The following is a 19,689-nucleotide window of genomic DNA, read 5'->3' on the forward strand; positions in this document are numbered from 1 at the left end:
GTGGGTGCCGCGCGCCGCCGACTGCCTCCCGGAGCGCCGCACCGGCCTTTCGGCCGCAATGTCGGATATTTTCCGCAAATGATCAGATCATCATGGAAAACGGCTGTCACAGCTGCCGTGGGGGCGCTGCTCGTCGGCGCCGCGTCGGCCGGATGCGCCGGCCCCGGCGGCGGCTCCCCCGCCGGCCCCGCCGCTGCCGCTTCACCCCCTCCCCCGGTGCAGAGGAAGCCGCCCACCGTGGCTCCGGGCCCGGCGGGCCGCACGCCGGTCTTCGAGCGGCGACCGGCGGGCGGGGGCCCGGCCGACCACTCCGCGGAGAGGGTCGTGGCCCTCACGTTCGACGCCGACATGACGGCCGGCCAGGGCGCCCGCGCGGCCTCGGGCGAGCGCTTCGACAATCCCGGGCTGATCGCCTCGCTGCGGCGGCTGAAGGTGCCCTCGACCATCTTCATGACCGGCCGTTGGGCCGAGGAGTATCCGGCTCAGGCCAAGGCCATCGGCACCGATCCGCTGTTCGAGATCGCGAACCACTCCTACAGCCACTACGCCTTCAGCACGCCGTGTTACGGCCTGCCGGCGGTCCAGGAGGCCGAGATGGCCCGGGACGTGGAACAGGCCTTCGCGGCTTTCCGGAAGGCCGGGGCGCGCAACGTGGTCCCCTACTTCCGGTTCCCGGGCGGCTGCTACGACGAGTCGGCGTTGCGCGCGCTGGCCCCGGCGAACGTGACGGCCGTGCAGTGGGACGTGGTCAGCGGCGACGCCTTCGCCACCGACGCCGACGCGGTGGCCGAGCAGGTGCTGGACGGCGTCCGGCCGGGGTCGCTCGTGGTGATGCACTGCACGCGCAGCGCAGCCCCCGCCACCGAGGCCGCGGTGCGCCGGATCGTCCCGGAGCTGCGCAAGCGCGGCTACCGCTTCGTGAAGGTCTCGGAGCTGATGGAGGGGTAGGGACCGCCGGAGCCACGCCCTGCGGTACGCCGGGGCGCGACGGGGGCTGGGGCCCGGCCGCGGAGGGCTGGGGCCGGCGGCCTGCGGCCTCGGGCGGGCCGGCCCACAAGAGGCCGGGCGGCCCGGTCGGGGAGGGCCGGTGCCGGAGTCGGCCGGGCCGGCCCCCCGCCCCGAGCGATCGGCCGTCGGCCGGACGCGGTGAACTCGTCAGGGCAGGAGGCCGTCGTCTTCGCAGGGCTCGTCCTGGGCCATCAGACCGGCCACCCACAACGGCATCAGCCAGTGCACGACGAGGACCGCGATGAGCGCCGGCGCCACGTAGGCCACAGGGGCGTCGCCCCTGGCCGCGCCGGTGATCAGCAGCCCCGCGACGGCCGCGGCGAGAATCAGGGTCATCGCCCGGTGGGCGCGGGCCTGCACCCGGACGCGCTCGGCGGACTGCCGCTCGTCCAGCGCGTGCTCGCGCAGTTCGAGCAGGCCGCGCGTGGCTCCGTTGATCGCCCCGGTCGCGACCATCCACGGCAGCAGCAGCACCGCCATGGCGGCTACGGCCCAGATCGGCTCCCTCCCCGCGAGGTAGAAGTAGGTCATCAGCCCGCCGATGACCGCGGTCAGCGCCAGATGTGCGGCGACGACCAGGCGCCGACGGGCGGCCGTGGCGTACAGCGGCCGACCTCGGCCATCGTTCATCAGCCGCAGCATGCTGCGGTCGTAGCGCGTCATCCGCGTCGCCGTCATGGCGTCTTCCTCCCGTAGACCTCATCCGTGAGCGGCCGGAACGGTTCGAGCGAGAACAGCGCCTCCACCGGCAGCTCGAAGAACTTCGCGATCCTCAGTGCCAGGTCGAGGCTCGGGTTGTACTGCCCCCGCTCGATGTAGCCGATGGTCTGGTAGTGCGCCCCCACCGCCTCGGCCAGGCGCTGCCGCGACACTTTCCGCTCGGCGCGCACCACGGCCATCCTGTTGTACACCTGCTCGCTCATGTATAAGAAGTACTACATTCACAGCGAGAACGACAACCCTCTGCCCGCGTCGACGGGCCGGAAAGGCCGTTTGCAGGCCGTGGCTTCGGCCCGTGGCCGGGGAAGCGACGACCCGCACGGCGTGGAAACCGCCGCGGTGGCCGTGCGGCGGCGTCATCGGCTCCTGCGCAGGGAACGCACAAGGCCGTCACCGCCGGGGAGGGCGGGCCGCTCCACGGTGGAGCGGCCCTCGCCCGCCGACATGGCACACCGCCCTGGCACGCCGCGGCCCGGCGCCTGGGATGCGGCGGCAGACCTCAGCCGGAGCAGGCCGTGCGGCCCGCCTCCTGCCAGGTGCAGACCGGGCAGAGCGTGCTGCCCTTCGTCGACTCGGGATACTCGGTCGGTGCGCGGCAGAGCACGCACTCGGCGTACGGCGGCCCCTCGCCGACGCCGAGGGACGCGGGCGGGGCGACCGGCCCCGGGGTCTCGCAGTACGCGTCGTCCATGCCCACGAGCCTACTCATCCGCGCCGGCGGCTCTCTCCGGCAGCCCGGGAAGGCGGCCGCGGCGGCGAGCCGCGGCAGGGTGGGCGGCCGGCACGTGCCCGCCCGCGCTCCGGCGGCCGGGGCGGCGACCGCGTACCTCGGCGGGGAACCGGTCACCACGGGCGCCGGGACCGGTCCAGGCGCGGCGGGCGCGACGGACCAGCCCCGACGGCTCACCACCGGCCGGATGCCGAGCGCCCCACGGCCGGTGCGAGCGGGGCGCACCACAGGGCGGTGAGCAGCCCGGGGCGGGCGGCGGACGGCCGGGAGGCGGCGACGGAGCGCGCGTCGGCGAGCGGGCGCCCAGGGGCCCACCGCCCTACCGGCGCCCCACGCCCCTGCGGCGCAGGCTCAGTTGGACGCCTTCTCCGGCCGGGCCTCGCTGGGCCGTACGATGACGAACCCCTCGCCCTGGAGCACCAGTTGGACGGCCTCGCCGGAGCCGCCGCGGACCATCGAGCCGACGCTCTGGGAGCGGTGCAGGCTCGTCGTGAGGTGCTGGCTCCAGCCGACGACCGCGTCCGTGTCCACGTAGACCGGCTGAGCGGCCGTCACGGGGATCACGATGGGGGTGCCCTCGCACATCAGACCGAGCTTGCCGTACCCCGTGAACACGCTGTTGAAGAGGCCGCCGCCGACCATTCCGGCGCCCTTCACCGTCTTGATCTCGTACGAGAGGGTGGCGTCGAAACACAGGACGTTGCGGCCGTTGATGGTGAGCGAGTCGCCCTGGTCCATCTCCACGATGAAGCAGTTGGCCGCTTCGTGAGCGAACCAGGCCTCGCCCTGGCCCCGGACCGCCATGAGCGCCAGGCCCTCCCCGGTGACCGCCCGCTTGAGCAGACCGCCGATGCCCTGGCCCTTGCGCTCGAACTGGAGGTTGCCGCGGAAGGCGATCATCGAGCCCTGCCGGGCGTGCATCTCCCCGTTGACGGCGTACTTGATCGACTTGGAGTTCTGCAGGGTCATGCCGGGGGCGGTGGCCTGCTGGGCCATGTGCTCGCTGGAAAACAGGTCGCTCTTCATACGGGGCATCCTCACCCGGGCGCTGTCGTTCCGCCAAGGAGGTGACGCCCCGGGCCTGGCAGACTGGGGCGGTGACCAGCAACGACGCCCCCGCCCCCGAGAGTCCGCCCGTCAACGGCCCCGCCGGCCGCGACCAGGCGCCGCAGTTCGTGCTGCCGCTGGTGCTCCATCTGGAGAAGACGGACCCGCCCGCCCGCACCGACGCGCTGGAGACCGCCGCCCGCGCGGTGCTCACGATCCTCTCCGACGAGCGGTCCCTGGGCGACGGTGTGTGGGCGCAGGCGATGCGGGACTGGCAGGACGCGCGCATCCGCAAGGTCGTACGCCGGGCGCGCGGCGCGGAGTGGCGCAAGGCCGCGGCGCTGGACGGCATCACCGTGACAGGCGGGAGCGCCGAGGTACGGGTGTACCCGCCGATCCCCCTGGACGGCTGGCCCAAGGAGCTGGCCAAGCTCCAGGTGTCGGGCACCGACCTGGACGATCCCGAGCCGCCCGCGGCCCCCGACCCGCAGGGCCCGGTGCTGTGGCTCAACCCGGAGCTGGAGATGTCGGCGGGCAAGACGATGGCGCAGGCGGGGCACGCCGCTCAGCTCGCCTGGTGGGAGCTGAGCGAGACCGAGCGCACGGCGTGGCAGGAATCCGGATTCCCGCTCTCCGTGGCCACGGCCTCTTCGGACCACTGGCGGGATCTGATCACGAGCGGCCTGCCGGTGGTGCGCGACGCGGGTTTCACCGAGATCGCCCCCGGGCCGACCGTCGCCGCGGAGGGTGGCTCCCGCCTCTGCCCGCTCCAGCGCGCGCGACGACCCTGAGGGGGCGTCGCGTCCGGCCCCGAAGCGCACGGCGGCTGAAACCTCAGATTCTGCTCTGAACGTCTCCCTCTTCGGGTTCGCCACTGCTCGACGGGGCCATGACCCCCGCACGGAGTCGGACAGGGGGGACCATGAAACTGGGCATCGGCATCGGCTGGCGGCCGGAGATCGCGGCCGAGGTGGAGGCGCTGAGCGGGATCGACTGGGTAGAGGCGGTCGCGGAGAACCTCTGCGCCGACCACCTCCCGGACTCCCTCGTACGGTTGCGGCAGCGCGGTGTGCGGGTCGTACCGCACGGCGTGGCGCTCGGGCTGGGCGGAGCCGGCCGCCCGGACCGCTCGCGCCTCGCCGCCCTCGCGGCGCGGGCCGAGCTGCTGGGGGCGCCGCTGGTGACCGAGCACATCGCGTTCGTACGGTCCCGGGGGGCCGCGGCCGGGCCACCGGGGCTGGAGGCCGGGCATCTGCTGCCGGTGCCGCGCACCTGGGACGCGCTGGACGTGCTGTGCGAGAACGTGCGCGTCGCCCAGGATTCGCTGCCGGCGCCGCTGGCCCTGGAGAACATCGCGGCGCTGGTCTCCTGGCCCGACGAGGAGTTGAGCGAGGGGCAGTTCCTGGCGGAGCTGGTCGAGCGGACCGGGGTGCGGCTGCTGATCGACGTGGCCAACCTGCACACCAACCATGTAAACCTCGGCCAGGACCCGGCGAAGGCGCTGGACATGCTGCCGGTGGAGGCCATCGCGTACGTGCATGTGGCCGGCGGCGTCGAGAAGGACGGCGTCTGGCACGACACGCACGCCCACCCGGTGACCGCGCCGGTCCTGGACGTGCTGACGCGGCTCCGCTCCCGGGTCGATCCGCCGGGGGTCCTGCTGGAGCGCGACGACGCCTTCCCGCCCGCGGCGGAGCTGGCGGCGGAACTGGACGCGATCCGGGCCGTCGTGCGGGCGCCGCACCCCCCGGCGGCCGTGCGACGGGCGGTCGACGCTCTGCCGGAAGCCGGCACGCTACCGGTGCCCGTGGCACGTGCGGCGGTCCCGGGGGCCCGTCCGGCGGCCGACCCATATCCGGCCGCGGCCCCGGCCGCCCGGCCCGCGGCGACCGGGCAGGCCCCTGACACGCCTGCCCGAGTCCCCCGGCGCCGCACCGCCCGGCCCGAGGACGCACGGCCCGAGGGTGCGCGCGAGCGCCTCGCCGTCGCGCAGGGCGGGCTGCTGGCGGCGCTCGTCGCGGGGGGGCCGGCGCCCGAGGGCTTCGATCCTTGGCGGCTGCGGGTGCAGAGCCGGGCGCTGGCCGCCAAGCGCGCCGATGTCGTCGCCAGGGTGGCGCCCGAGCTGCCGGACATCCTCGGCGACGGCTACCGTGCCGCGTTCCTCGCCTACGCCGACGGCCGCCCGATGCCCGGCGGCCACCGCCGCGACGCACTGGACTTCGCGGCGCACCTCCTGGCGACGGGCGGCCCCGCGAACCCCGGGGCGCGGCGCCGGCTGGCGCACTGGTGGCGGGACCGGGCCGCCGCCCGGCCGCCGCGCCGTGCCACCCGTCTCGTCCGGGCGGCCCGCGCCCTCCTCGTGAGGACGTGAGCCGACCGCGAGACGCCCTGGCCGCTCGGGCCGCCCTCACCCGCGTCCCACCCGTCGAACAGGGTTCCTGACCACCCGTCGGGGGCTTCTTCCGGAGACATGGGCGCCCGGTGCTGGACATCTCGGCGCGTCCGCCCGACCCTGCCTCTTCGCTCCCCCGCAGAGAGGCCCGCGCGTGAGAACAGCTGCGCTGTACACATCGATCGGCTCCCTGGTCCTGTCCGCCCTGGCCGTCGCTCCGGCCTCCGGCGAGGCCCGCCCGGTGGCGGCCGGGCGGACCGGGACGCCCGTCACCGCGGCCGAGACCCGGGGCGCCGAGATCGCCGCCGCCCGCGCCGCGGCCGCCGGAATCGACTTCACCGCCTGCCCGGAAGAGGAGATGCTGCCGGACTCCCTGAAGTGCGGCGCCGTGCGGGTCCCCCTCGACTACGCGGAGCCGGACGGGAGGCAGATCGAACTGACCGTCAGCCGCACACCCGCCACCGGCCCGGACTCCGAACGGCAGGGCGCGTTCGTCTACAACCCCGGCGGTCCGGGCGCTTCGAGCATCACCTTCCCGATGGTCGGCGGGCTGCCGGCCTGGAAGGAGATCGCCGGGGCGTACGACCTGGTCGGCTACGCCCCGCGGGGGGTCAGCGGCTCCTCGGCCCCGCTGAGCTGCCAGGACCCCTCCGTGTACACGAACGGCCCCACGGACGCGCCGACCCACCCGACCCAGGAGGACAAGGAGCGGCGCATCGCCCGCGCCAAGGCCTACGCGCAGGGGTGCGCCGAACACGCGGGCGAGACCCTGCGGCACTACACCTCGCTCAACAACGCCCGCGATCTGGACGTCCTGCGCGCCGCGCTCGGCGAACCGGGGCTGACCTTCATGGGGGCGTCCTACGGGACGTACTTCGGGGCGCTGTACGCGACGCTGTTCCCCTCGCACGTGAGGCGCATGGTCTTCGACTCAGTGGTCGACCCGGACCCGGAGCAGATCTGGTACCGCTCCAACATGCGCCAGTCGCTGGCCTTCGAGTCGCGGTGGGGGGACTTCCGCCGCTGGGTGGCCGAGCACGATTCCGTGTACCGCCTGGGGTCCACGCCCCAGGCGGTACAGCGGCACTACGACACGGTGCGCGCCGAGCTGGCGGCCGAGCCCGCGGGCGGCACGGTGGGGCCCGGGCAGCTGCACTCGGCGTTCCTGAGCGCGGGGTACTACGACGACTACTGGGCGATGCGGGCGACGGCGCTGTCGGAGTACGTCCGGGGCAATCCGGAGCCGCTGATCGCCCAGGCCTCGCCTCGCGCGGTGGCGGCGGCGGGCAACGAGAACGCACAGGCGGTGTACACGGCCGTGGAGTGCAACGACGCGCCGTGGCCGCAGGACTGGGAGGTGTGGGACCGCGACCATACGGAGCTGGCGCGCGTCGCCCCGTTCGAGACCTGGGACAACGCCTTCACCAACCTGCCGTGCGCCTTCTGGCCCGCGCCCCGGCAGCGGCCGCTGGACGTCGGGACGCGGTGGGGTGAGCTGCCGCCGGTGCTGATCCTGGCGGCGGAGCGGGACGCGGCGACCCCGTACGAGGGGGCGCTGGAGCTCCGGCGGAGGCTGCCCGGCTCGTCGCTGGTGACCGAGCGGGGCGCCGGGAGCCACGGCGTCGGCGGGGCGGGCAACGCCTGTGTCGACGAGCATCTGCGGCGGTATCTGCTGACCGGCGAGACGCCGGGGCGGGGCGCGGACTGTGCCGCGCGTCCGGGGCCGAATCCGGTCTCCCTGGACTGAACGGGTGAGGGGCCGCCGCACCGTGGCGGTGCGGCGGCCCCTCGAAGCCGAACCCGGTGTCGCTGGAACGGCGGGCGGCACGGTCGGTGCCTGGTGCCCGTCTTCTGATCTTCCGGGTTGGGGTGGGTGCGGGACGCGCTGGTTATGCGAGCCCGGCCACCAGGTCTGTGACGCTCTTCCTGCGGCCCGTGTAGAACGGGACCTCCTCGCGCACGTGGAGGCGTGCCTCGGAGGCGCGCAGGTGACGCATCAGGTCGACGATGCGGTACAGCTCGTCCGCCTCGAACGCGAGAATCCACTCGTAGTCGCCCAGCGAGAACGAGGCGACGGTGTTGGCCCGGACGTCGGGGTAGCCCCGGGCCATCTTGCCGTGGTCGGAGAGCATGCGGCGGCGGTCCTCGTCGGGCAGCAGGTACCAGTCGTAGGACCGCACGAAGGGGTAGACGCTGATGTAGTCGCGCGGCGTCTCGTCGGCGAGGAACGCCGGGATGTGCGACTTGTTGAACTCGGCCGGACGGTGCAGCGCCATGTTCGACCACACCGGGTCGAGCGCGCGGCCGAGCCGGGTGCGCCTGAAGAGGTTGTACGCCTCCTGGAGCTCGTCCGAGGTCTCGGCGTGCCACCAGATCATGAGGTCGGCGTCGGCCCGCAGACCGGACAGGTCGTACGTGCCGCGGACGGTGACGTCCTTGGCCGCGAGCTGGTCGAACAGCTCCTGGACCTCGTCGGCGTACTCCGCGCGGTCCAGCGGCAGCACGTCGCGCAGCTTGAAGACCGACCACAGGGTGTAGCGGATGACCTCGTTGAGGTCCTTGGCCTTCTTGCCGGCGTTCGGACTCTTGCTTGATGTCGCAGTCTCAGGAGCACTCATACGGCTATTGTCCCGCCTCGCTCCCCGTGCCCCGAACCAGGGTCGGCGTGGCGATGATCTCCCCCGGCGCCGGTCCCGTGCCGTCCTCCGAGATCGCGGCTGATCTCGTCCGCCGCACGCTGGGCGCCGCCGATGCAGGCGGGGATGCCGACTCCGTCGTAGACCGCGCCGCAGACCCGCAGGGCCTTAAGCCGGGCGACCTCGTCGCGGATGCGGGCGACCCGGCCGAGGTGGCCGACCGGATACTGCGGCAGGCCGCCTGTCCAGCGGGTGACCTCGGTGTCCACGGGCCGTGCGGTGAGCCCGGTGGCGGCGGCGAGGTCGCGCAGGGACACCGCGACGAGCTCGCCGTCCTCGCGTTGCAGGTGGTCCTCCTCGCCGTACCGGCCGACGGAGGTACGGAGCACGAAGAGGCCGGGGGCCGCGTCGGCGACCCACGACCACTTGTTGCTGGAGAAGGTGGAGGCCTTGATGGTGCGGCCGTCGACCGGCGGCACCAGGAAGCCCGAGCGGCCGCGCAGGGCCTCGTTCGCCTCGATGTCGGAGCGCCGGAAGGCCAGGGTGACCAGGGCCATCGAGGCGTACTCGACGGCGGACAGCTCGGCGGAGGCGGCCGGGCACTCGGCGGCGAGCAGGGTGGCGGCGGACCAGGCGGGAGTGGCCAGGACGATGCCGTCGGCGGCGATCGTCCCGGTCTCCGTGCGGACGGCCCAGCCCCCGTCCGTACGGGTCAGGCCGAGGACGGGCGTCTCGGTGCGGATCTCTCCGCCGCCGGCCCGCACGGCGTCCCCGACGGCGCCCGGGAGGGTGCCGAGGCCGCCCCGGATGCCCTGGAAGACCGGTCCCGTCCGCTGCCGCGCGGCGGCCCTCTCCTGGACCCGGCGCACGCTCTCCAGCAGCGGGCCGCCCTCCTTCACCGCCTCGAAGAGCTGGGGTACGGCGGCGCGCATCGAGATCCGGTACGCGTCCCCCGCGTAGACCCCGCCGAGGAGCGGCTCCACCAGCCGGTCCACGACCTCGTGACCGAGCCGGTCGGCGACGTACGCGCCGACCGCGACGTCGTCGCCGACGGCGGCCGGGGCGAGGTCGCGCTCCCGCGCGATCCGGGCCAGGCCCTCCGGGGACAGGACGCCGCCGAGGGCCGCCGGGTCGCCGGGGACGCCCATGACGTGCCCCTGGGGCATCGGCCGCAGCGCGTCGCGGGTCCACAGCGAGGCGGTGGCGGTGGCGGGCGGCTGGAGCCGGTCGGCCAGTCCGACCTCGCCCGCCAGGCCGACCGCCTCCGGTCGCCGGGCGAGCATCGACTCGGCCCCCAGGTCGACCTGGACGCCCGCGATCTCGCCGGTCATGAGCTTGCCGCCGAGGCGGTCCGCCCCCTCCAGGAGGGTGACCCGCAGCCCGGTGGCGACCAGCCGGTGGGCGGCGGCCAGACCGGCGATGCCGCCGCCGATGACGACGACGTGGCCCGTGGGCGTGTCCGCACGCTGATGAGAACGCTGCATGGGTCCACTCTCTCAAACCCGTTCCGCAACGTGATCGCGACCGCTGAAGAACCACCGGTCGGCAGCCGGACGAGCGGCGGCCACGTCGAACCGGCACGGTCAACCACCTTTGTAGGGCGGCCAGTCGGTACCGAGGTGAAGAGCGTGCCGGAGGCCGTCGCCGCCGCGCTGGGGCCGGCGGCCCGGCGGGCGCTGCGCGGGCCGCGGGGAGGCCCGGCGGCCCGCGCAGGCGTCCGGGGCCGGGCCGGAGGCCCCGCCGGCCCTCTGAGCGCCGTAGCGTGGGCTCCCGGACACGGCGAAAGGGGCCCGGCAGGGCAGCGGAGCGACTGGTGGTCATCGGCGGGGACGCGGCGGGCATGTCCGCCGCGTCCCAGGCCCGCAGGCTGAAGGGGCCCGACGCGCTGGAGATCGTCGCCTTCGAGCGTGGGCACTTCGCCTCGTACTCCGCCTGCGGCATCCCGTACTGGGTGAGCGGCGACGTCGAGCGGCGTGACGACCTGATCGCCCGCACCCCGCAGGAGCACCGGGCGCGGAACATCGATCTGCGGATGCGGACCGAGGTGACGCGGATCGATGTGGCGGGGCGGCGGGTGCGGGCGCTGGACCGGGAGAGCGGCGAGACGTACTGGACGGGCTACGACAAGCTGGTGATCGCCACCGGGGCCCGTCCGGTGCGCCCGGCGCTGCCCGGTATGGACGCGGCCGGGGTGCACGGGGTGCAGACGCTGGACGACGGGCAGGCGCTGTTGGACTCGATGGGCGCCCCGGAGAACGCGCCGGGGCGGCACGCGGTCGTGGTGGGCGCGGGGTACATCGGCGTCGAGATGGCCGAGGCGATGCTGAAGCGCGGTTTCGAGGTGACCGTGCTCAACCGGGGCGAGCAGCCGATGTCGACCCTCGACCCGGACATGGGGCGGCTCGTGCACGAGGCGATGGACGGGCTGGGCATCGTCACGGTCGACGGGGCGGCGGTCACCGGGATCGTCGCGGGGCCCGACGGACGGGTGCGCGAGGTGACGACGGAGGCGCGGGCCTACCCGGCGGACGTGGTGGTCCTGGGCATCGGCGTCGAGCCGGAGACCGCGCTCGCCCGGGAGGCGGGGCTGCCGGTGGGGGCGCACGGCGGGCTGCTCACCGATCCGGCGATGCGGGTGCGGGGCCATGAGGACATCTGGGCGGGCGGCGACTGCGTGGAGGTCCTGGACCTGGTGGCGGGCCGCTCCCGGCACATCGCGCTCGGCACCCACGCCAACAAGCACGGCCAGGTGATCGGTTCCAACGTCGCAGGCGGCTACGGAACGTTCCCGGGCGTGGTCGGCACGGCGGTGAGCAAGGTCTGCGACCTGGAGATCGGCCGGACCGGGCTGCGGGAGAAGGACGCCCGCGCGGTCGGGCTGCGCTACGTCACGGCGACCGTCGAGTCGACCGGGCGGGCGGGCTACTACCCGGGGGCGGAGCCGATGACGGTGAAGATGATCGCGGAGTACCGCACGGGCCGACTGCTCGGGGTGCAGATCGTGGGCCGTGAGGGGGCGGCCAAGCGCGTGGACGTGGCGGCGGTGGCGCTGACGGCCGGCATGACGGTGGAGCAGATGACGGCGCTCGATCTGGGGTACGCCCCGCCGTTCTCGCCGGTGTGGGACCCGGTGCTGGTGGCGGCCCGCAGGACGGTGGCGGCGGTGCGGGGCGCCGGGGCGGCCTGAGGGGCCCGGGGCGCGGGGGCGGGGACCGCCCGGGCGCCCCGGGCCCGGCTCAGCGCGCGGTCCGCGTGTGCACGTACTCCACGAGCCGGCTGAGGGCGTCAGGGTCCATCGACGGCATGACGCCGTGGCCGAGGTTGAAGATGTGGCCCTCCAGGCCCGCGGCGGCGTCCAGCACCTCGCGGGTCTTCTCCTCGACCGCGGGGGTCGGCGCGAACAGCACCGCCGGATCGAGGTTGCCCTGGAGCGCCTTTCCGGGGCCGACGCGGCGCGCGGCCTCGTCCAGCGGGACCCGCCAGTCGACGCCGACGACGTCCGCCCCGGCCTCGCCCATGAGCCCGAGCAGTTCGCCGGTGCCGACGCCGAAGTGGATGCGGGGGACGCCGTAGGGGGCGATGGCGTCGAAGACCTTCGCGGAGGCGGGCAGCACCGCGCGGCGGTAGTCGGCGGGGGCGAGCGCGCCGACCCAGGAGTCGAAGAGCTGCACGGCGGAGGCGCCGGCCTCGATCTGCACCTTGAGGAAGGCGCCGGTGATCTCGGCGAGCCGGTCGACCAGGTCGGCCCAGAGCTGCGGGTCGCCGTACATCATGGCCTTGGTGCGCTCGTGGTTGCGCGAGGGACCGCCCTCGACCAGGTAGCTGGCGAGGGTGAAGGGGGCCCCGGCGAAGCCGATGAGCGGGGTGGCGCCCAGCTCTGCGGTGAGCATGCCGATGGCCTCGGTGACGTACGGGGCGTCCTCGGGGGTGAGGTCGCGCAGCCGGGCCAGGTCGGCTCGGGTGCGGATCGGCTCGGCGATGACGGGGCCGACGCCGGGCTTGATGTCGAGGTCGATGCCGATGGCCTTGAGGGGCACGACGATGTCGCTGAAGTAGATCGCGGCGTCGACCTTGTGGCGGCGCACGGGCTGCATCGTGATCTCGGCGACGAGCTCCGGCATCATGCACGACTCGAGCATCGCGATGCCCTCGCGGACCTTCAGGTACTCGGGCAGCGAGCGCCCCGCCTGGCGCATGAACCAGACCGGCGTGTGGGACACGGGCTCGCGACGGCAGGCCCGGAGGAACACCGAGTCGCGGGTGGCGGCGTCGCCGGCGGGGGTGTCCGTCCGCCGGCCCGGGGAGAGGGTCTCCCGCGATCGGGCGGGGCTGGGCTCTGAGGGAAGGTCGTTGGCACTCACGCACAGAATCTTCGCACGCGCGCCGAAGGAGCCCGGCCCCGCAGGGTGTCTCTCCCTGCGCGAGGCCCGGCTTCCGCCTACTCTTCCCGGCATGGCTCCGGCTCAGGGACAATTTTCCGATCATTCTGATGGTGCTGACGGCAAGGGCGGCGCGGAGGGCCCCTCCGTCCCGCCCGCCTTCCTCACGGCGATCGACGCGCTGCGCTCCGCCCGGCTGCGCCCGGAGCTGGAGGTGGAGCCGACCAGGCCGCCCCAGCGCCTCGCGCCGCACGCGTACGCCCTGGAGGCGGCGGTGGTGGACGGCGAGGACGATCTCGCCGACGGCCGGCTCGTCCTGCTCCACGATCCGGCGGGGCACGAGGCCTGGCAGGGCGCCTTCCGGCTGGTGACGCTGGTCCGGGCGGAGCTGGAGCCGGAGATGGCCGCGGACCCGTTGCTGCCGGAGGTGTGCTGGTCCTGGCTCACCGGGGCGCTGGAGGCGCGGGGCCTGCTTTACGGGGAAGCCGGCGGGACGGTGACGCGCGCCGGATCGCACTACTTCGGCGCACTGGCCGAGCGCCGGCCCGCGACCCAGATCGAGATCCGGGCGTCCTGGACGCCCCGGGAGGGGCGGGGCGGGGTGCCGGACACGGCGTCGCACCTGATGGCCTGGGGCGATCTGCTGTGCCAGATCGCGGGCCTGCCGCCGTCGGACCCGGCGGACGCGGCGGTGGTGACGCTGCCGCAGCGGCGCGGGCCGCAGGTTCCCTGACCCTCCGTCACCTGCGTCGCACAGACACCGGCTCGCTTTTCGTACAATCGATCGCGCGTCCTATTTGCCCGAATTGTTACGCATCAATTCGCGATCTTCCCCTAAAGGAGGACGGGTCGGCTGCCGAAGAGGTCAATGACCCTTCAAGCACGGTTCGCCCCCCGCAACATCCCCCGAGCCGGCCCGTCCCGCCACTCCCCCAGGAGGCCTGGTGTCCGTTCTCCTCGAGCAGCCCGCAAGCCTGGTCGCCTACCGCCCGAACAAGCCGACGGCCATGGTCGTCGTGGCCGACCCGCGCGTCCGTTCCACCGTCACCCGCCATCTGTGGGCCCTCGGAGTACGTGACGTCATCGAGGCGTCGTCCATCGCGGAGGCCCGTCCCCGCGTCGGCAGTCCGCGCGACATCTGCGTTGCCGACGTCCACCTGCCCGACGGTTCCGGGCTGACCCTGCTGTCCGAGACCCGAGCCGCAGGCTGGCCCAACGGTCTCGCCCTCTCCGCCGCCGACGACATCGGCGCCGTTCGCAACGCCCTCGCGGGCGGCGTGAAGGGCTACGTCGTCACCGGCACCCGCAACAACATCGGCCACCCCGCCCGCCCCGGCGTCGCACCGATCGGCGCCAACGCAGCCCGTATGCACCGCAGGCCTCCCGGCTCCCCGAGCCACCCGGGCGGCTACCGCGAACTGTCCGGCCGTGAGGTGGAGGTGCTCCGCCTGGTCGCCGAAGGCCAGTCCAACAAGGCCATCGGCGTCTCGATGGGCCTCTCCGCCCTGACCGTCAAGTCCCACCTCGCCCGGATCGCCCGCAAGCTCGGCACCGGCGACCGCGCGGGAATGGTCGCCGTCGCCCTGCGGACGGGCATCATCCACTGACCGCACCCCACCGGGACGTGCACCGATGCGTCCCCGGCTGGAATACGCGCATGGCCGCCCGTCGACGGAACGTTCCGTCGACGGGCTCCGTGCAGACACCGATACCCTTGACCCGTGACCGACGCCCAAGAGACCGCAGCAGACACTTCACTGCGAACCACCGGGGGCGCTCCCCCGGCCGACGTCGCCCCGGCGCCGATCCCCTTGCTCGAACCACGCGAGGGCATTCCCCCGGTGGTGACGTCCGACGACGCGCTCGCGGAGGTGATCGCGGCCTTCGCCGCGGGCACCGGCCCGGTGGCCGTGGACGCCGAGCGCGCCTCCGGCTACCGCTACGGCCAGCGCGCCTACCTCGTCCAGCTGCGCCGTGAGGGCGCGGGCAGCGCCCTCGTCGACCCGGTCGGCTGCCCCGACCTCTCCGGGCTCGGCTCCGCCCTGTCGGGCGCCGAGTGGATTCTGCACGCCGCCACCCAGGACCTGCCGTGCCTGCGCGACATAGGCATGACCCCCACCTCTCTCTTCGACACCGAGCTGGCGGGACGGCTCGCGGGCTTCCCGCGCGTCGGCCTCGGCGCGATGGTGGAGAACGTCCTCGGTTACGCCCTGGAGAAGGGGCACTCCGCGGTGGACTGGTCCACCCGGCCGCTCCCCGAGCCCTGGCTGCGCTACGCCGCGCTGGACGTGGAGCTCCTGATCGACCTGCGCGACGCGCTGGAGGAGGAGCTGGAGCGGCAGGGCAAGCTGGAGTGGGCGCGGGAGGAGTTCGACGCCATCGCCGCCGCGCCGCCCGCCCCGCCCCGCAAGGACCCCTGGCGCCGCACGTCGGGCATGCACAAGGTGCGCCGACGCCGTCAGATGGCGGTCGTCCGCGAGCTGTGGAACACCCGGGACCAGGTCGCCCAGCGCCGCGACGTCTCTCCGGGCAAGGTGCTCGGGGACGCCGCGATCGTCGAGGCCGCCCTCGCCCTGCCGCTCAACGTGCAGGCGCTGACCGCGCTGCCGGGATTCGGCCACCGCATGGGACGCCGCCAGCTGGAGCAGTGGCAAGCCGCTGTGGAGCGGGCCAGGGCGCTGCCGGAGTCGGAGCTTCCGCAGCCCGGCCAGCAGCCGGCCGGCCCGCCCCCGCCGCGTTCCTGGGCCGACAAGGACCCGGCCGCCGCCGCCCGGCTCTCGGCCGCCCGCGCCGCCGTGTCCGAGCTGGCCGAGCGCCTCAACATGCCGCAGGAGAACCTGATCACTCCGGACACCGTGCGCCGGATCTGCTGGGAGCCGCCGCAGAGCCCGACGCCGGGCGCCGTCGAGGAGGCCCTCGCCGGGTACGGGGCCCGGAACTGGCAGATCCAGCAGGTGGCGCCCCTGCTGACCGAGGCCCTGAACACCGGCGCCTGATCCCGCCCGCTCAAACCCCCCGGCCACCGGCCGGGGGGTTTCGCGTCCTCCCGGCCGGAATCCGACCGGGGCCCGGCACGGGAGCACGGCCAAGGCCCCCCGGTAAGGCGCCGCAGCGGAGGCGGCCGGTGACGCACAGCACGCGTCCGCCAGGGCGGGCAGGGCGCGGAGGGGCGAAATCACGCCAGGTTGCACCGCCCCGCAGGGCGCGTGAGGTGCTGCCGCGAAGGTGGCGGCGAGGGGTGGGAGAGCCCGTAGGGCGGCGGCGCGACAGCCCGCCATCGGCCGCCGACGGGGTGTGACCTTCGACGCTCCGGCCGCAGGGGGTGGGCAGTCTGGTTACCCGCAAGTAGCATGATGGGAGGCGGCGCGTCCCCGTGACGTGCCCCGCAGCAGTGCCATCCCGCACCCTGGAGGAGAGCCACCGTGCCTCGTACCATCCGGGACGTCGTCTTCGTCGACGGCGTCCGCACCCCGTTCGGCAAAGCGGGCCCCAAGGGCATCTACCACGAGACCCGCGCCGACGATCTCGTCGTGAAGGCCATCCGGGAGCTGCTGCGCCGCAACCCGGACCTGGACCCCGCGACGATCGACGAGGTCGCCATCGCCGCGACCACCCAGATCGGCGACCAGGGGCTCACGCTCGGCCGCACCGCCGGAATCCTGGCCGGTCTGCCGCAGTCCGTCCCCGGTTACTCGATCGACCGCATGTGCGCGGGCGCGCTGACCGCCGTCACCTCGACGGCCGGCTCCATCGCCTTCGGCGCGTACGACGTCGTCGTGGCCGGGGGCGTCGAGCACATGGGCCGGCACCCGATGGGCGAGGGCGTCGACCCGAACCCGCGCTTCGTGTCGGAGAAGCTGGTCGACGAGTCCGCCCTCTTCATGGGCATGACCGCGGAGAACCTGCACGACCGCTACCCCACGATCACCAAGCAGCGCACCGACGCCTACGCGGTGCGCTCGCAGGAGAAGGCCGCCAAGGCCTACGCCGAGGGCAAGATCCAGCAGGACCTGGTACCGGTCTCGGTGCGCCGCACCGACGCAGAGGCGGGCGAGACGGGCTGGGGCCTGGTCACCGCCGACGAGCCGATGCGCCCGGGCACCTCGATGGAGTCCCTGGCGGGCCTGAAGACCCCCTTCCGCCCGCACGGCCGTGTGACGGCCGGTAACGCCGCGGGGCTCAACGACGGCGCCACGGCCTCCCTGCTCGCCGCAGAGGACGTCGCCCGCGAGCTGGGCCTCCCGGTCAAGATGCGCCTCGTCTCCTACGCCTTCGCGGGCGTGGAGCCGGAGGTCATGGGTTACGGCCCGATCCCGGCGACCGAGAAGGCGCTGGCCAAGGCCGGTCTCTCGATCTCCGACATCGGTCTCTTCGAGATCAACGAGGCCTTCGCCGTGCAGGTGCTCGCCTTCCTGGAGCACTACGGCATCGCCGACGACGACGCCCGCGTCAACCAGTACGGCGGCGCGATCGCCTACGGTCACCCGCTCGCCTCCTCCGGTGTCCGGCTCATGACGCAGCTGGCCCGGCAGTTCGAGGAGCAGCCCGAGGTCCGCTACGGCCTGACGACGATGTGCGTCGGCTTCGGCATGGGCGCCACGGTCATCTGGGAGAACCCGAATTTCGACGGAGGCAGCAAGTGAGCTCCACCACTGAGCTTCTGAAGGGTGCGGCCGAGCTGTTCCCCGGCGAGGTCGTCACGCAGGCGCACGTACGCCACCTGGACCTGCCGTCCGGCGCCGGCAGGTTCGCGCTCATCACGCTGGACAACGGCCTGGACCACACCAAGCCGACCACCTTCGGACCGCAGTCGCTGGCGAACCTGAACGCGGCGATCGACCAGGTCGAGAAGGAGGCGTCCGACGGCGCCATCACCGGCGTCGGCATCACCGGCAAGCCGTTCATCTTCGCCGTCGGCGCCGACCTCAAGGGCGTCGAGCTGCTCGGCCGTCACGAGGACGCCCTGGCGATCGGCAAGGGCGGCCACGACGTCTTCCGCCGTCTGTCGGGCCTCGCGGTCCCGACGTTCGCGTACTACAACGGCGCGGCGATGGGCGGCGGTGTCGAGGTCGGTCTGCACTGCACCTACCGCACCGTCTCCACGGCGATCCCGGCGTTCTCCCTGCCCGAGGTCTTCCTCGGCCTGGTCCCCGGCTGGGGCGGCTGTGCGCTCCTCCCGAACCTGATCGGCGCCGACCGCGCGGTCTCGGTGATCATCGAGAACTCCCTGAACCAGAACCGTCAGCTCAAGGGCCGGCAGGTCTACGAGCTCGGGATCGCCGACGCGATCTTCGAGGGCGCGGACTTCCTGGAGCAGTCGCTGACCTGGACCGCGGCCGTCCTCAAGGGGGAGCTCGCCGTCGAGCGTCCCACGGTCGACCGCGGTGACGCCTGGGACCAGGCCGTCGCCCGCGGCCGGGCCGTCGCCGACTCCAAGGTGCACGGGGCGGCCCCGGCCGCGTACCGGGCGCTAAACATCATCGCCGCGGCCAAGGACGGCGACCTGAGCGCCGGCTTCGACGCCGAGGACCAGGCGCTGGCCGACCTGATCATGGGCGACGAGCTGCGCAGCGGCATCTACGCCTTCAACCTGGTCCAGAAGCGTGCCAAGCGCCCGGCCGGCGCGCCGGACAAGAGCCTGGCCCGCCCGGTCACCAAGGTCGGCGTCGTGGGCGCGGGCCTGATGGCCAGCCAGCTGGCGCTGCTGTTCCTGCGCCGCCTGGAGGTGCCGGTCGTCCTCACGGACATCGACCAGGAGCGCGTCGACAAGGGCGTGGGCTACGTCCACGCCGAGATCGAGAAGCTGCTCGGCAAGGGTCGCGTCAACCAGGACAAGGCCAACCGCCTCAAGGGCCTGGTCTCCGGCGTCCTGGACAAGGCCGAGGGCTTCGCGGACGCGGACTTCATCATCGAGGCCGTCTTCGAGGAGATCGGCGTCAAGCAGCAGGTGTTCGCCGAGGTCGAGGCGGTCGCCCCGGCGCACGCGATCCTCGCCACCAACACCTCCTCGCTGTCGGTGACCGAGATGGCCTCGAAGCTGAAGCACCCCGAGCGGGTCGTCGGCTTCCACTTCTTCAACCCGGTCGCGATCCTGCCGCTGCTGGAGATCGTCCGCGGCGAGCAGACCGACGACGCCTCGCTGGCGACGGCGTTCGGCGTGGCGCGCAAGCTGAAGAAGACGGCGGTCCTGGTGAAGGACGCCCCGGCGTTCGTCGTCAACCGCATCCTCACCCGCTTCATGGGCGAGATCCAGAACGTCATCGACGAGGGCACACCGGTCGAGGTGGCGGAGCGGGCCGTCGAGCCGCTCGGCCTGCCGATGTCCCCGCTGGTGCTCCTGGAGCTGGTCGGCCCGGCCATCGGCCTGCACGTGTCCGAGACCCTGAACCGCGCCTTCCCGGAGCGCTTCACCGTCTCCCAGAACCTCGCGGCGGTCGTGAAGGCCGGCAAGCGCGGCTTCTACGTCCACGACTCCGGTGCCCCGGTCCTCGACCCCGAGGTCGCGGCCCTCCTCCAGCAGGGCGACACCGTCCTCACAGAGGAGCAGACGCGTGAGCGCGTGCTCGACGCGGTGGCGCAGGAGATCGGCCTGATGCTGGACGAGGGCGTCGTCGCCGAGGCCCAGGACATCGACCTGTGCCTGATCACCGGTGCGGGCTGGCCCTTCCACCTGGGCGGCATCACCCCGTACCTGGACCGCTCGGGCGTCTCTCAGCGGGTCAACGGCAAGCCGTTCCTCGCGCAGGGCGTGGCGAGCGTCCCGGCGTAACGGGCGGC

Annotated in this window: 17 protein-coding genes; 10 read left to right on the plus strand and 7 right to left on the minus strand. The window is 73.7% G+C overall.

Translation table 11 applies throughout. The annotated features are described in order from the left end of the window. Window positions 1-78: 78 nt before the first annotated feature. The gene (locus V9U70_RS17970) at window positions 79-948 is read left to right on the plus strand and encodes a polysaccharide deacetylase family protein (protein ID WP_336676452.1); all 870 of its coding nucleotides are present in this window, start codon (window positions 79-81) and stop codon (window positions 946-948) included. A 207-nt stretch (window positions 949-1,155) separates the two neighbouring features. Here V9U70_RS17970 and V9U70_RS17975 read toward each other — a convergent pair whose 3' ends face one another. From V9U70_RS17975 to V9U70_RS17990, 4 genes are all read right to left on the minus strand, one after another. Further along, window positions 1,156-1,686: a hypothetical protein gene (locus V9U70_RS17975; protein WP_336676453.1), complete on the minus strand. Its 531-nt coding sequence runs from the start codon at window positions 1,684-1,686 to the stop codon at window positions 1,156-1,158. Then, complete coding sequence (locus V9U70_RS17980) at window positions 1,683-1,931, minus strand: helix-turn-helix transcriptional regulator (RefSeq protein WP_336676455.1); 249 nt, start codon at window positions 1,929-1,931, stop codon at window positions 1,683-1,685. The genes V9U70_RS17975 and V9U70_RS17980 overlap by 4 nt, the downstream gene beginning before the upstream one ends. A gap of 296 nt (window positions 1,932-2,227) precedes the next feature. Beyond that, window positions 2,228-2,419: a hypothetical protein gene (locus tag V9U70_RS17985; RefSeq protein ID WP_336676457.1), complete on the minus strand. Its 192-nt coding sequence runs from the start codon at window positions 2,417-2,419 to the stop codon at window positions 2,228-2,230. Window positions 2,420-2,809: 390 nt separating this feature from the next. Continuing rightward, window positions 2,810-3,484, minus strand: coding sequence for an AIM24 family protein (locus V9U70_RS17990; RefSeq protein WP_336676459.1), 675 nt, complete (start codon window positions 3,482-3,484; stop codon window positions 2,810-2,812). A gap of 71 nt (window positions 3,485-3,555) precedes the next feature. On the opposite strand from V9U70_RS17990, the gene V9U70_RS17995 reads away from it, so the two are divergent. From V9U70_RS17995 to V9U70_RS18005, 3 genes are all read left to right on the plus strand, one after another. Beyond that, window positions 3,556-4,296, plus strand: a complete 741-nt coding sequence (locus V9U70_RS17995) for a peptidyl-tRNA hydrolase (protein ID WP_336676460.1) — start codon at window positions 3,556-3,558, stop codon at window positions 4,294-4,296. A 131-nt stretch (window positions 4,297-4,427) separates the two neighbouring features. Then, a complete protein-coding gene (locus tag V9U70_RS18000) occupies window positions 4,428-5,876 on the plus strand; it encodes a multinuclear nonheme iron-dependent oxidase (RefSeq protein WP_336676461.1) in 1,449 nt (482 codons plus the stop codon). A 175-nt stretch (window positions 5,877-6,051) separates the two neighbouring features. After that, a complete protein-coding gene (locus tag V9U70_RS18005) occupies window positions 6,052-7,644 on the plus strand; it encodes an alpha/beta hydrolase (protein ID WP_336676463.1) in 1,593 nt (530 codons plus the stop codon). 142 nt (window positions 7,645-7,786) lie between these two features. Here V9U70_RS18005 and hemQ read toward each other — a convergent pair whose 3' ends face one another. Both hemQ and hemG read right to left on the minus strand, forming a co-directional pair. Further along, on the minus strand, window positions 7,787-8,515 hold the full coding sequence (gene hemQ, locus V9U70_RS18010; RefSeq protein ID WP_336676465.1) for a hydrogen peroxide-dependent heme synthase: 729 nt from the start codon (window positions 8,513-8,515) through the stop codon (window positions 7,787-7,789). Then, window positions 8,512-10,017: a protoporphyrinogen oxidase gene (gene hemG / locus V9U70_RS18015; protein ID WP_419723993.1), complete on the minus strand. Its 1,506-nt coding sequence runs from the start codon at window positions 10,015-10,017 to the stop codon at window positions 8,512-8,514. Before hemG ends, hemQ begins: the two co-directional genes overlap by 4 nt. 326 nt (window positions 10,018-10,343) lie before the next feature. Between hemG and V9U70_RS18020 the strand changes: the two genes are divergently transcribed. Next, complete coding sequence (locus V9U70_RS18020; RefSeq protein WP_336676849.1) at window positions 10,344-11,720, plus strand: FAD-dependent oxidoreductase; 1,377 nt, start codon at window positions 10,344-10,346, stop codon at window positions 11,718-11,720. Between the two features lie 49 nt (window positions 11,721-11,769). Here V9U70_RS18020 and hemE read toward each other — a convergent pair whose 3' ends face one another. Beyond that, window positions 11,770-12,783 (minus strand): uroporphyrinogen decarboxylase, encoded by a 1,014-nt coding sequence (gene hemE / locus V9U70_RS18025; RefSeq protein WP_336676851.1) that lies wholly within the window; start codon window positions 12,781-12,783, stop codon window positions 11,770-11,772. A gap of 202 nt (window positions 12,784-12,985) precedes the next feature. Between hemE and V9U70_RS18030 the strand changes: the two genes are divergently transcribed. The 5 genes from V9U70_RS18030 to V9U70_RS18050 all read left to right on the plus strand — a co-directional run bounded on the left by V9U70_RS18030 (window position 12,986) and on the right by V9U70_RS18050 (window position 19,681). Further along, window positions 12,986-13,645 carry a DUF3000 domain-containing protein gene (locus V9U70_RS18030; RefSeq protein ID WP_336676466.1) on the plus strand — a complete coding sequence of 220 codons (660 nt, stop codon included), beginning with the start codon at window positions 12,986-12,988 and terminating at the stop codon, window positions 13,643-13,645. Window positions 13,646-13,856: 211 nt separating this feature from the next. After that, window positions 13,857-14,519, plus strand: coding sequence for a helix-turn-helix transcriptional regulator (locus V9U70_RS18035; RefSeq protein WP_336676468.1), 663 nt, complete (start codon window positions 13,857-13,859; stop codon window positions 14,517-14,519). 114 nt (window positions 14,520-14,633) lie between these two features. Further along, a complete protein-coding gene (locus V9U70_RS18040) occupies window positions 14,634-15,908 on the plus strand; it encodes a ribonuclease D (protein WP_336676469.1) in 1,275 nt (424 codons plus the stop codon). A gap of 426 nt (window positions 15,909-16,334) precedes the next feature. After that, window positions 16,335-17,555: a thiolase family protein gene (locus tag V9U70_RS18045; RefSeq protein WP_336676471.1), complete on the plus strand. Its 1,221-nt coding sequence runs from the start codon at window positions 16,335-16,337 to the stop codon at window positions 17,553-17,555. After that, a complete protein-coding gene (locus V9U70_RS18050; protein WP_336676472.1) occupies window positions 17,552-19,681 on the plus strand; it encodes a 3-hydroxyacyl-CoA dehydrogenase NAD-binding domain-containing protein in 2,130 nt (709 codons plus the stop codon). The genes V9U70_RS18045 and V9U70_RS18050 overlap by 4 nt, the downstream gene beginning before the upstream one ends. Window positions 19,682-19,689 lie beyond the last annotated feature (8 nt).

The organism is Streptomyces pratensis (assembly GCF_037137275.1).
GTDB classification, from domain to species: domain Bacteria; phylum Actinomycetota; class Actinomycetes; order Streptomycetales; family Streptomycetaceae; genus Streptomyces; species Streptomyces pratensis_B.

Bases quoted from the DNA above. Each gene is read 5' to 3' on its own strand.
- V9U70_RS17970 (WP_336676452.1), top strand. From the start codon at position 79: ATGATCAGATCATCATGGAAAACGGCTGTCACAGCTGCCGTGGGGGCG.
- V9U70_RS17975 (WP_336676453.1), bottom strand. From the start codon at position 1,686: ATGACGGCGACGCGGATGACGCGCTACGACCGCAGCATGCTGCGGCTG.
- V9U70_RS17980 (WP_336676455.1), bottom strand. From the start codon at position 1,931: ATGAGCGAGCAGGTGTACAACAGGATGGCCGTGGTGCGCGCCGAGCGG.
- V9U70_RS17985 (WP_336676457.1), bottom strand. From the start codon at position 2,419: ATGGACGACGCGTACTGCGAGACCCCGGGGCCGGTCGCCCCGCCCGCG.
- V9U70_RS17990 (WP_336676459.1), bottom strand. From the start codon at position 3,484: ATGAAGAGCGACCTGTTTTCCAGCGAGCACATGGCCCAGCAGGCCACC.
- V9U70_RS18000 (WP_336676461.1), top strand. From the start codon at position 4,428: ATGAAACTGGGCATCGGCATCGGCTGGCGGCCGGAGATCGCGGCCGAG.
- hemQ (WP_336676465.1), bottom strand. From the start codon at position 8,515: ATGAGTGCTCCTGAGACTGCGACATCAAGCAAGAGTCCGAACGCCGGC.
- hemG (WP_419723993.1), bottom strand. From the start codon at position 10,017: ATGCAGCGTTCTCATCAGCGTGCGGACACGCCCACGGGCCACGTCGTC.
- V9U70_RS18030 (WP_336676466.1), top strand. From the start codon at position 12,986: ATGGCTCCGGCTCAGGGACAATTTTCCGATCATTCTGATGGTGCTGAC.